The 11,462-nt window shown below is 71.3% G+C and carries 9 protein-coding genes; 3 read left to right on the plus strand and 6 right to left on the minus strand.

What is annotated here, in order from left to right; translation table 11 throughout:
* Window positions 1-22 precede the first annotated feature (22 nt).
* Entirely contained in the window at window positions 23-766 is a 744-nt protein-coding gene (gene ppgK / locus V4Y03_RS22170) for a polyphosphate--glucose phosphotransferase (RefSeq protein WP_332436067.1), read from the plus strand.
* A gap of 132 nt (window positions 767-898) precedes the next feature.
* Here ppgK and V4Y03_RS22175 read toward each other — a convergent pair whose 3' ends face one another.
* Window positions 899-1,603 carry a DUF6542 domain-containing protein gene (locus tag V4Y03_RS22175; RefSeq protein ID WP_443079815.1) on the minus strand — a complete coding sequence of 235 codons (705 nt, stop codon included), beginning with the start codon at window positions 1,601-1,603 and terminating at the stop codon, window positions 899-901.
* A 263-nt stretch (window positions 1,604-1,866) separates the two neighbouring features.
* On the opposite strand from V4Y03_RS22175, the gene ychF reads away from it, so the two are divergent.
* Window positions 1,867-2,955 (plus strand): redox-regulated ATPase YchF, encoded by a 1,089-nt coding sequence (gene ychF / locus V4Y03_RS22180; protein ID WP_317876838.1) that lies wholly within the window; start codon window positions 1,867-1,869, stop codon window positions 2,953-2,955.
* An 80-nt stretch (window positions 2,956-3,035) separates the two neighbouring features.
* On the opposite strand, the gene V4Y03_RS22185 is transcribed toward ychF, so the two are convergent.
* The 5 genes from V4Y03_RS22185 to V4Y03_RS22205 all read right to left on the minus strand — a co-directional run bounded on the left by V4Y03_RS22185 (window position 3,036) and on the right by V4Y03_RS22205 (window position 9,083).
* Window positions 3,036-4,226: a hypothetical protein gene (locus tag V4Y03_RS22185; protein WP_332436068.1), complete on the minus strand. Its 1,191-nt coding sequence runs from the start codon at window positions 4,224-4,226 to the stop codon at window positions 3,036-3,038.
* Entirely contained in the window at window positions 4,223-6,217 is a 1,995-nt protein-coding gene (locus V4Y03_RS22190; RefSeq protein ID WP_332436069.1) for a hypothetical protein, read from the minus strand. The genes V4Y03_RS22185 and V4Y03_RS22190 overlap by 4 nt, the downstream gene beginning before the upstream one ends.
* Window positions 6,214-7,005, minus strand: a complete 792-nt coding sequence (locus tag V4Y03_RS22195) for a toll/interleukin-1 receptor domain-containing protein (protein WP_332436070.1) — start codon at window positions 7,003-7,005, stop codon at window positions 6,214-6,216. The genes V4Y03_RS22190 and V4Y03_RS22195 overlap by 4 nt, the downstream gene beginning before the upstream one ends.
* Before the next feature lie 281 nt (window positions 7,006-7,286).
* Window positions 7,287-8,540, minus strand: a complete 1,254-nt coding sequence (locus V4Y03_RS22200; RefSeq protein ID WP_332436071.1) for a helix-turn-helix domain-containing protein — start codon at window positions 8,538-8,540, stop codon at window positions 7,287-7,289.
* Between the two features lie 327 nt (window positions 8,541-8,867).
* Window positions 8,868-9,083, minus strand: coding sequence for a hypothetical protein (locus V4Y03_RS22205; protein WP_317876834.1), 216 nt, complete (start codon window positions 9,081-9,083; stop codon window positions 8,868-8,870).
* Between the two features lie 128 nt (window positions 9,084-9,211).
* On the opposite strand from V4Y03_RS22205, the gene V4Y03_RS22210 reads away from it, so the two are divergent.
* Window positions 9,212-11,395 (plus strand): DEAD/DEAH box helicase, encoded by a 2,184-nt coding sequence (locus V4Y03_RS22210; protein ID WP_332436072.1) that lies wholly within the window; start codon window positions 9,212-9,214, stop codon window positions 11,393-11,395.
* Window positions 11,396-11,462 lie beyond the last annotated feature (67 nt).

The raw sequence follows: 11,462 nt of genomic DNA on the forward strand, positions 1-11,462 counted from the left end.
CCCCAGCCCGTACCGTGGGTCCATGAACGTCTTCGGAGTGGACATCGGCGGCTCGGGCATCAAGGGCGCCCCTGTGGACCTGGAGCGCGGAGCGCTCACCGAGGAGCGCCACAAGGTGCTGACCCCGCAGCCCGCCACACCCGACGGTGTGGCGGGCTGCGTCGTAGAGGTCGTGGAGCGCTTCGGCTGGACCGGACCGGTGGGGGTGACCTTCCCCGGGGTGGTCACGGGCTCCACGATCCGTACGGCGGCGAACGTCGACAAGTCATGGATCGGCGTCGACGCGGGCACCCTCCTGAGCGAGCGCCTGGGCGGCCTCCCGGTGACCGTCCTGAACGACGCGGACGCGGCCGGCATCGCCGAGATGACCTTCGGCGCGGGCCGGGGCCGCAGGGGCACCGTGATCCTGCTGACGCTGGGCACCGGCATCGGCTCGGCCCTCTTCGTCGACGGCCGCCTCGTCCCGAACACGGAGCTCGGCCACCTGGAACTCAAGGGCCACGACGCCGAGACCAGGGCGTCGACGAAGGCCAAGGAGGACGAGGACCTCACCTGGGAACACTGGGCGACGCGCCGGCTCCGCAAGTACCTGGCGCACGTGGAGATGCTCTTCTCGCCGGAGCTGTTCATCATCGGCGGCGGGGTGAGCCGGAAGGCGGACAAGTTCCTGCCACTGATCGAGGACATCAGGGCGGAGATCGTCCCGGCGGAACTGCAGAACAACGCGGGGATCGTGGGGGCGGGGATGGCGGCGGGGACGGGGTGAGGGGGGCGAGGGGATGAGGCGGGCTTACGCGTGACCGGCGGGCGGCCCGACAGGCCGGCCGCCGGGCCCCCGTGACCGCCCGGCAGCCTGACTGCGTGGGCGCCCGACTGACACTCCGGCCCGGCCGCCTGGTCAGGCGACGGGGCGGCGGCGCGGGGCCCCGCCCCGGGCGGGACCCGCGCCGGGATCGGCCTTACCGGCGCCGGAGGGATCCGCGGAGGCGCCACCGGCAGCCCCCGGAGAACCACCGGCCGCACCGCCCCCCGTACCACCGGCCCCCGCCCCACCCGCTCCAGCCGCGCTCGCGGGCCGGGTGCGGGGCGGCTGGCGCCGTCCCATCTCCCGGACCTTCCGTACGCTCGCGATGACCCCGGCGACGAGGGTGCCGCCGTACAGCCACCCGGCGTGTACGGCGAGGGCGGTGACGACGGCCATGGCCTGGCCGCCGAAGCCGCCGGTGCCGCCCGCGACGGGGATGACGCCGACGGCGAAGGCGATGGGGACGCCGATGGGGGCGGTGACGAGGTCGGCGGTACGGACCCAGAGCGCGGTGAGCGCGCTGACGGGCAGGAAGAGCAGCCCGTAGACGACGGGGGAGCCGTCGAACAGCAGCAGGTCGAGCAGGCCGAGGACCAGCATGACGGCGGCGGCGAAGAGCCCGGCGCCGAGGCCGGTGAGACGGGGCGAGGGCAGGCGTCGGAGGGCGAGGACGAAGGGCGGCACGGACCGGGCGCCGGGCGCTCGGGCACCGGCCTTGCCGACGGCCCCGGGGGCACCGGCCCGCTCGACGCGGGCGCCGCCGGGACCGCGCCGGGTCCGGCCGGTCACCCGGTACACGGCCGCGCCCTCCACGAGCGCGCCGGGCGGTGCGACCGGCGGCGTGGCGGGGGTTTGCGGCCGTCGGCGGCCTTGCGGCTGACTTGTCCTGTGCTGCTCCACCCCACCAACGTAGGTCGGGAGGGGGCGGGAACCGGGTCCGGGACACGCCCTTTGGGTGACCTTGCCCCCGAGAACGACCGAAGGTCGGCGTCACTGGCTGGTTCGGCCCGCCCGTAAACTGGGGGATCGGCCCCCCGTCCACACTTCAGGAAGTCGCCACCGTGTCGCTCACGATCGGAATCGTCGGTCTGCCGAATGTCGGCAAGTCGACCCTGTTCAACGCCCTGACCAAGAACGACGTGCTGGCGGCCAACTACCCGTTCGCCACGATCGAGCCGAACGTCGGCGTCGTCGGCGTCCCGGACGCCCGCCTGACGAAGCTCGCGGAGATCTTCGGCTCGCAGCGCATCCTTCCGGCGACGGTCGACTTCGTCGACATCGCGGGCATCGTGCGCGGTGCGAGCGAGGGCGAGGGCCTCGGCAACAAGTTCCTCGCGAACATCCGCGAGTCGGACGCGATCTGCCAGGTCATCCGCGCCTTCAAGGACGAGAACGTCGTGCACGTCGACGGCAAGGTCTCGCCGAAGGACGACATCGAGACGATCAACACGGAGCTGATCCTCGCGGACCTCCAGACGATCGAGAAGGTCCTGCCGCGCCTCCAGAAGGAGATGCGGATCAAGAAGGACACGGCGCCGAAGGTGGCCGCGGTCGAGGCCGCCCAGGCGATCCTGGAGAAGGGCGACACCCTCTTCTCCCAGGGCATCGTGCAGGGCTCGGAGAAGGCGGAGCTGCTCCACGACCTCCACCTCCTCACCATGAAGCCCTTCCTCTACGTGTTCAACGTGGACGAGGACGAGCTGACGGACGACGCGTTCAAGGCGGAGCAGAGCGCGCTGGTCGCCCCGGCGGAGGCGATCTTCCTCAACGCGAAGCTGGAGCAGGACCTCGCCGAGCTGGACGAGGAGGACGCCATGGAGCTCCTCCAGTCGGTCGGCGCCGAGGAGCCGGGCCTGGCGACCCTCGCCCGCGTCGGCTTCGCGACCCTGGGCCTCCAGACCTACCTGACGGCCGGCCCGAAGGAATCCCGCGCCTGGACGATCAAGCAGGGCGCGACGGCCCCGGAGGCGGCCGGCGTGATCCACACCGACTTCCAGAAGGGCTTCATCAAGGCGGAGGTCATCTCCTTCGCGGACCTGGTCGCCACCGGCTCGGTAGCCGAAGCCCGCGCCGCCGGCAAGGCCCGCATGGAGGGCAAGGAATACGTCATGCAGGACGGCGACGTGGTGGAGTTCCGCTTCAACGTCTGATCCGCCCGGTCAGACGCGCGACGTGCCCACGGGGCCCGGTTCTTCGGAGTCGGGCCCCGTGGGCGTACCTGCCTGCCTGATCAGCTTTCGTCCTCGTCGTGTGCGCGAGGTGCCGTGGGGCGGTGCGGTTGGTGGGTGGGTTCCCAGAAGTACTGGGACGTTGTGTCGTCTTCGTCCGTATCGGTGTCCGAGGCCTCGTCCTCGCCGGGGCCGGTGCCCTGGTCGGGAGCCGGGAGGAGGTTCCGTCTGATCTCGTCGGCGGCCTCGTACAGTTCGGCCATCTCCAGGTTCATCACGACACGGTTCACGAGCACCGTGTACTCGTCCATGCCGGGCTTTACGCCCACCGCCGCCAGCCAGACAACCAGCTGATCGGCGGCCCCGACCTCCGCCTCGCGGTCGAACGGCCCTGTTCCCGGGCCGGGGCCGCCCCACTGCGGGCCGCCGACGGTCGCTTCGTTCCGCGCGCCCGCGGGTGGGACGAGCAGGTGACGGAAGAGTTCGGGCACTTCCTCGTCGTTGGCGGCCGCGGCGATCTGGGCGAGCGGTCCGATCATGTCGACCGCCTTATCGATCTCGTTCTCGTGCCGGGCCAGCCACCAGACCACCGCACTGCCCGCGCTCTGGAGCACGTCGTCACCGAGGTAGCGCCGCTTGTTGCGCTCGTGCTGGCGCTCGTACTCCCAGATCTCCTCGTCCTTGCTCAGGTCGCTCAGCTTCCGCAGGCGATCGCGGTCGGCGGGGGCGAGCGTCAGCGTCGCATCGGCCGCCAGGGCCATCACCCGTCCGCTCCGGTCCGGGAGCGGGACGCTCAGCTCGCCCTCCAGGAGGAACCGCGCCGAGCTCGCCTGGCCTGGCTGCTCGCGACGGACGATCTCCTGGGCCCGGCTGACGACCGCGGACGCGGCGAGGGCCGGGGAGGAGCCGTCGGACCGGCCGGTGTGGTCGGGGACCGGCCGCCACCACACGGTGGCGGAGAAGAGGAAGTCGTAGCCGTCCACGGCGCTCGGCAGCGCCGCGTCGATCACCCGCGTCTCCTGGTACGGCTGCTCGGTGGGCGCCGCGGGCGGCTCGGGCTCCCCGGGTCCGTAAGGATCGGCCTGCGGGTGGCCACTGCCGAGGAACGCCAGCACGAGCAGCAGTGAGCCCGAGGCCGCACCCATGGACATGAAGCCCCACAGCCACGCCGACCAGTGCAGGAGGTTGCCGAGCACAGCTGGTGCGAGGCCGCAGAGAGCGACGAGCAGCAGGCTGGGAAAGCGGAGTCTCATGGTGCCTCTTCCGTGGTCCGTGGTCCGTCGCCCGCACGCTGCGTACGGTCGGCGCGGGCGTACTGCGCCTGGTCGATGTGCTGCCACAGTCGGGCCGCGACGGCCGTCCGGACCGGGTCGCGGGCCGCGCCTGCCCAGTCGCAGGCGATGGCGTAGAGGCGGTGGAGGGCGATCGTGCGGCCGCGTGTCGCTCCGACCATCAGGTCCAGCGCCATCTCCCGCGTACGGTCGTCGGCCGCGGTGTCGAGCCAGCTCTTCACCAGGACGTCCCAGAGCTTCGTGGGCGGCTGGGAGAACACCGCCTCCCAGCCCAGGAACAGGTCCGGCCACCGTGGTGGGTCCGGTACCCGGTCGCTTCTCAGCAGCTCGGTGAGGAGCCGAAGAGGAGGCTCGGCCGCGCGGGACTCCCGGCGTGCCGGGCCCCGTAGCCGGTCGACCAGCAACCGGTAGAGCCGGCGGTCGTCGCCGACGAGCCCGAAGAGCGCCTCCTCGGCCGCGCGGGCCGCCTCCCCTTCCCGTGCGGCGAGGTGCCGCAGCCGCACCACGGCCTGATCGGGGTGGGTCGAGGAGAGACTCCGGACGCACGCGGCGGTCAGGGCGCGGACGACGCCGTCCGACAAGGAGGTGGAGTTCACGCAGTCGTACATCCGTCTGCGGAACCAGGCTCCGAACCCCTCGTGGCTGAGGCCGAGTTCGAGCGCCGCTACGGCTCGGGCGTCGCCGGACGCCCCGGTCGCGCCGTCCGCCCACAGGACCGCGAGGTCGAAGAGGTGGTCGGGCCGCCCGGTGGCCAGCGCGCGCTCGCCGAAGCGAACGACGATGTTCACCCGGTCGTCGGTGGTCAGACCGGGGAGCCCGGTGGTCACGCCGATCCATTCCGCGAGCTTCTCGCGCAGCCCGGGGAAGTTCGCCCAGAAGTACGTGCGGACCGCGTCGGCGTAGGCCAGTTGCTCGAAGCGGAGCCGTCCGTCCGGGTCCCGCTCGATCCCGAGGGTTATCAACCGCTGTCCGAAGTCGATCCGTTCGAGGTCGGTGCTCGCCTCTTCCTCGTGCCCCACCGTCTTCAGCAGCCCGCGCCACGCCTCGTGGACGGTGTCGGCGTGCGCCTCCTCGAACACGGCAGCCGCGAGCAGCAGGGCCCGCTCGGGCGCGGTACGGGCCGTGTTCACGCGCTTGCCCACCTCGGTGGCACGGTCCTTCACCGCGTGCAGGGCCTGGTCGAGCCAGCTCGCGAAGTCGGAGCCGAACCGGCCGCTGTCGCGAGCGGTCCTCACCAGGCCCGCCAGCCGGGCCAGTTCCCGCATGGGGGAGCGGTCGTACAGAAGCTGGAGTCCGGGGCGCCGCAGGTCCTCGGGGACGAAAGGCATCAGGTCCATCCGGAGGCACCGGGTGATGACGGCGATGCCCCGGGGGCGTTCCAGCCTCACCGTGTACGGTGCGAGCTCCGGCGGATGGGCGTGCGCCAGGCCCGAGGGCAGGACGACGACCAAGTGGGCCCCGACCTCATGGACCTGTGACCGGAGCCCGGCCAAGCGGCGCTGGGCCTCGGTGTACGCCTCCTCGTCGGTGATCCGGGAGAGGTCGAGGAGGAAGCGGTCACCCGCACCGGGGGGAGCGGGTTCCTCGTCCCCGTCCTTGGGCTTGCCGGGAGAAAGCTCCTCGAACCGGATGGCTTCCTCATCGGTTTCGCCGTCCTCGCCGAGCTGGTGCAGCAGCATGATCGCCGCGGCCCGACGGCCGGTGCCGGGCTGGGCGTCGAGCAGCACCACCGAGCCGGGTTTCTCCAGAAGGTCGGCGGCGACGCGGAACTTCCCCGGCGAGGCGAACCGCTCGGCCAGATGAAACCGGTCCTCGCGGACGATCCGCAGGGATTCCGCGCTTCTGCGGCTCCTCCAGGCGACGCCGGCGCCGTAGAAGACGTACTGGGGCCCCGGGCCGTTGTTCACCGGGCCACGCGCATCGTTGACGGTGACGCGGTCCGACGCGGTCACCGTCGGTCGTCCGAGGGCCCGTGTTCGCGTCCGAAGCGCTGGTGGACCGTGCTGCTGTTGTCGCCTGCGGTGAACTGGACGCCGGTGTTGTCGCCCTCGAAGTGGGGGGCGTTGTACTGGGGCCCCGAACCGGTGTTCACCGGCCCCTGCGGCTCGTTGACGAACGTGCCGAGGTCGCCGTTGAGGTTTCCGATGCCGCCGCGCACGCGTTGCTCGACGTCGCGCGTCCGCATCCTGGTGTGCCCCGCGTCCTTGGCCGACCCCTTGCGGGACTTCGGATCCGGGCTGTCCGGCGCCACGTGGGCGCCGCGGTCCACCTTGCCCAGCTCGGGCAGCTGCCGGGCCAGGGCGTCGCCGAGCACCGCCAGGTCCGCGTCGCTGTTGCGGTGGTCGAAGCGCTTGTACTGGCAGTCCGCCAGCTCACGCAGGTCTTCCGGGAGGAGGACGTGGTCGATCCGCGTGGCCTTTCCGACGAGCACGGGGATGACCAGGATTCCGCGGTCGAGCGCGGTCCGGATCTCGCGGCGGGTCCAGTCCTGCTCGGCTTCGAGGGCGGGGCGACCGTCGGGCCCCAGCACCTTCGCCCAGCGCGGGCCGATCACCGCGATGAGCGCGTCGCACTTCTCCACCGCCCCGTCCAGTGCGGCCGGGTAGCGGCGTCCGAGCTCGATCGAATTGCTGGCGAAGAAGATGTGCTCGCGGCCGAACCGCCGGAGGAGCTCGCGGGCGATCAGGGTCGCGGCAGATTCCTCGTCGCCTGTGCGGTAGTTGATGAAGACATCGGACATGGCTGATTCCCTTTGTGAGAGGAACGGGGGACGGAGAGGGGGGCGTGACCTCGTGGCGGCATGGCGCAGCCATCGGAGGCGTACGGAGGAAGGTGCGCCGCCTGGCGGTTCACCGGTCGCGGGCAGCCCGAAGGAAGCGAGGGGTGCTCGGCGTGAGGTGTCGGGCGGGGATCAGGAGATCCGCAGGTCCGGACGGGCCGGGACCGGGACCAGGGATCCGGCGAGCCGGGCGGCTCGAGCCGGTGTCGGTCGTGGAGCGGCTGTCAGTTGTGGAACGGCTGTCAGTCGTGCGCGGGAGCGAGTACGCGTGCCAGCGCGGGCTGCAGTTCGCGTACGGCGCGGCTGCTCCGGAACCGGGCGAGTTCCCGTGAGAGACGCCGGACGTCGCTGTTCACCGTCGCCGACGGAACGGCCGGCATGACGCCGAGCAGTTCCGCGGCGATCGTGCACGCGTGCTCGACCTCTCCGGAAGCGGCATGGGCCAGGGACCTGCGGAAGCCGTACCGGGCGCGGGTGCGCAGCGCGTGCGGCGGGATGCGGCGGTACTCCCGGTCGAGTACCTCGGCGGCGGCCTTGGGGCGGCCGAGATCGTGCAGGCACCATCCGGTCGACATCGCTGCCGGATCGCTCACATGGGACGTGCCGATCACGGGCTCGGTGCCGTTGCGGGCGTCGTCGCCGGCGAGGAGTTCCCGCGCCCTGTCGAGGCTGCGGAGGCAGTCGACTTCGTTGCCGACGAGCGCGTGCCCCTGGGCCTCCCGTTGGGCCGCGAGTCCCCGGATGCGCGGCGGGAGTTCGCTGCTCTGGGCCCGGCGGGCCAGGGCGACCGTGCCGGCGGCGTCCCCGTCGTACATCGTGACCAGGGCGCGTCGCACCAGTGCGTAGGAACCGAGGTACGGGTCACCGCCGGCGCGCGCCAGTTCGGCGGCCTCGCCCGTCCAGCCGAGTGCCGCGTCACTGTCCCCGGCCTCCTGGGCCATCCAGCCGGTGAACTCCGCGAACCGGGAGGCGAGCAGGAGCGCGGGGGGCCGGGAGGTGGACCGGGCCTCGGCGGCCAGCCCGGCAACCATGCGGGTCTGTGTCTCCAGCAGGGGCAGCAGGACCTTGGGCGCGGTGGACTGGCCGAGCTTCCGCAGCTGGTCGAACTGCATGCGGAAGGAGAACAGGAGGGGGTCGTCGGTGGAGGACACCGCCTGGCCGCCGAGTTTCAGGCCGAGGTCGATCAGCGCTCCCGTACCTGCCGAGAGGACCGCCCGGCGCGCGACGAGCCAGCGGCTCGGACCGGTGGGGGATTCCGCGGTGCCTGAGTCCGAGTCCGACTCGGGACGGGTGACCAGGCGCTGTAGGTCGCCGTCCGCGCCGAGGAAGGCGTCGCACCGGCGGGCCAGTTCGGGCGACGCGGAACGCTCCCCGCGCTCGACCTTGCTGAGGTGCCCCTTGTCGTAGTTGAGCGCCACGGAGAACTCGGTCAGAGTCAGCCCCGCCTCCACTCGTAAACGGCGAAGTTCCGGGCCGAAACGTAATGTCGTGCTCATGATCAACCTCCCCTTGAACAGTGACCGCGAGAGCCGTCCGCCCTCACGGGAGCCGTCATCCGGCGATCACAGGTCGACACCAACCCGACCGAGAACACCCACTGTGACGACGTGGTTTCGCTTCGCATCCAAGAGCGAGTCTGGCACGGCGCACGGGTGGAGAATCGGGGTTCGACGGTGTTGCCCGTTGCCTCTTTGGTCCTCCGTTGTTCCCCGTCCGTTTCTCCGAGTGACCAGGGGCGACCACGATCGGGACAAAGTGATCGCGAATGACAGGATCGTGACTTCGTCGTCGACGAGATGACGGGCGAAGCGCTCGGCGTGTGGCTACCCCGGCTCACCGTAGGCGGGAGGGTAGGTCCGCAGGTCGGTACGGTCGATCCACGTGGGGGCGACGAAGATGTCGTCGCCGGCGGGGGCTGCGGAGGCTTCCAGCAGGGACCGGGTGCGGGACTCCTCGGCCAGGTGCTCCCAGGGCGCGGTCCAGTCGGGTTCCCGGTCCAGGCCGGTGCCGGAGATTCCGTATGTGCGGCTGGCGTCCACTCGCCAGAACCGACCGCGCCGTCGATCCCAGGCTCGCCAGGGCCATCGCCGCCCGTCACTCCTTCCCGGTCGGTGCCCGGGGTCAGTGGTGGGAGTATGCGGGGACATAGCGAGAGGGTCGGGGCGGAATGGGGCGCAGGGAGCGGGAGGCCGTTGCCGCGGGAGGGCGGCTGTGCGAGGCGGCGCGGGCGGTGGTCGGTGACCATGGGCGTGCCGTCGAGGCGGTTCGGGCGGCTCTCCAGCCGATCCATGACGCGGCGGCGGATCAGGCGCTGGACGCCATCCCGGTGGCCCGGCTGAAGGAGGTCACCGAGGGGCGGCTGAGGCTCGGGGAAGTCGAGAGCAGCGGTCTGCGGTCGGTCCGGCAGGTACTCGACGCCGGTTCCTACCGGTTGCGGCAGATTCCTGGCGTGGGGCAGCGGACCGCCGATCAGGTCCTCGCGGCAGCACGTCAGATCTCGGACGCCGTCGGGGAGACCATCACCGTCCACATCGACGTGGATCGGCCTGAGCCGCTGACCACCTCACTCGTCATGGCTCTGCACGTGCTGGTCGAAGCGGGCCCCGATGCGCGGCGAGCCGTCGATACGGCCGTGGCTCTTACGGAGCGGCTCGGTCCGCTGCTGGCCGAGGCCGCGCCGGTCGCCGGGCGGCTGCGGATGCTGCTGGTGGGGCAGGCCAAGCGAGCTCAGGCACTGGAGGCCGCCGCACAGGTCCGCGGGCTGACCGAGGAGGCGGCACAGGGCGGTGTGCCGGAGCTGCTTGCGCAGGCCTCGGTGGATCTGCTCCGCGGTACCTCGACCGAGGTCGCGGCCTGGGTCGACTTCGAGCTTCGTTCCGCTGAGTACTACAGCCTCCTCGCCGAGATCTCCGGCCGCAGACCCGACACCGCCGCCGCCGAGGGGTTCCTGCCCGACGAGGTCGCCGGGCGGGTCCGCGACCAGACGCTCGACGACACCCACCGACGGGTGTCGCTGCGCGGCTATCAGGCCTTCGGGGCACGTTTCGCTCTGGCGCAGCGCAAAGTGATTCTCGGCGACGAGATGGGGCTCGGCAAGACCATCCAGGCCATCGCCGCCCTGGCACATCTCGCCGCCGAGGGGCAGAGCCATTTCATGGTCGTCTGCCCGGCCAGCGTCCTGATCAACTGGACACGTGAGATCGAGGCACGCAGCAAGCTGCGCGTGGCACCCCTTCACGGCCCCGACCGGCACGAGGCGTTCGACGACTGGAAGGGGCGGGGCGGCGTGGGGGTGACCACCTTCGACTCCCTGCGTGGTTTCCCGGCTCCCGGAAGCGGCGAGCTCGGGATGCTGGTCGTCGACGAGGCGCACTACGTGAAGAATCCGAAGACGCGTCGCTCCCAGGTCGTGACCGAATGGTCCGGGCGCTGTGAACGTGTTCTCTTCATGACCGGCACGCCCATGGAGAACCGGGTCGCCGAGTTTCGCAGCCTTGTGCAGATCCTCCAGCCCCACGTGGCCGAGGCTGTCGGTGACCGTAACGGAGTAGCCGGTTCGACGGCCTTCCGGAAGGCCGTCGCGCCGGTCTATCTGCGCCGTAACCAGCAGGACGTCCTGACCGAACTCCCCGGGCTCCAGCACACGGACGAGTGGGAGGAACTGAGCGCGTCGGACGAAGAGGCCTACCGCGAGGCCGTGAGCGCGGGCAACTTCATGGCGATGCGCAGAGCGGCGTACGCGCGCCCCGAGAAGTCGGCCAAGCTGAACCGGCTGCGCGAGATCGTCGAGGACGCCGCCGAGAACGGGATGAAGGTGGTGGTCTTCTCCAGCTTCAAGGATGTCCTGGCGGCGGTGAAGGACACACTGGACGGCGCACGGAGCCCTGGTGGCGGTCAGGTGTTCGGTCCGCTCTCGGGGAGCGTGCCGCCGGCCCGCCGTCAGCAGCTGGTGGACGAGTTCGCCGCCGAGCCGGGGCATGCGGTGCTGGTGGCGCAGATCGAGTCGGCGGGGGTGGGGCTCAACATGCAGGCGGCGTCGGTCGTGATCATCTGCGAACCTCAGATCAAGCCGACCATCGAGCATCAGGCGGTGGCGCGGGCCCACCGCATGGGCCAGGTGCGTTCGGTCCGCGTACACCGACTGCTCACCATGGGCGCGGTGGACGAGCGGATGGTGAAGCTGCTGAAGAACAAGACCCGCCTGTTCGACGAGTACGCACGTCATAGCGCGGTCGCCGAGTCGACACCGGACGCGGTCGACGTCTCGGACACGGCGATCGCCCGCCAGATCGTCGAGGAGGAGCAGGCGCGACTGGGAGCGGTCCGCAGCGAGGCGGCAGGACACCCGTAAGGACCTGCGGAGGCCGGACACACCAGCGGGAAGCGTCCGACCCGTCCGGCGAAAGGCCGTCCGACCC

Origin of the sequence: Streptomyces sp. P9-A4, from assembly GCF_036634195.1 — a bacterium.
Lineage (GTDB): Bacteria > Actinomycetota > Actinomycetes > Streptomycetales > Streptomycetaceae > Streptomyces.

Bases quoted from the DNA above. Each gene is read 5' to 3' on its own strand.
- V4Y03_RS22195 (WP_332436070.1), bottom strand. From the start codon at position 7,005: ATGTCCGATGTCTTCATCAACTACCGCACAGGCGACGAGGAATCTGCC.
- V4Y03_RS22210 (WP_332436072.1), top strand. From the start codon at position 9,212: ATGGGGCGCAGGGAGCGGGAGGCCGTTGCCGCGGGAGGGCGGCTGTGC.
- V4Y03_RS22200 (WP_332436071.1), bottom strand. From the start codon at position 8,540: ATGAGCACGACATTACGTTTCGGCCCGGAACTTCGCCGTTTACGAGTG.
- V4Y03_RS22185 (WP_332436068.1), bottom strand. From the start codon at position 4,226: ATGAGACTCCGCTTTCCCAGCCTGCTGCTCGTCGCTCTCTGCGGCCTC.
- ppgK (WP_332436067.1), top strand. From the start codon at position 23: ATGAACGTCTTCGGAGTGGACATCGGCGGCTCGGGCATCAAGGGCGCC.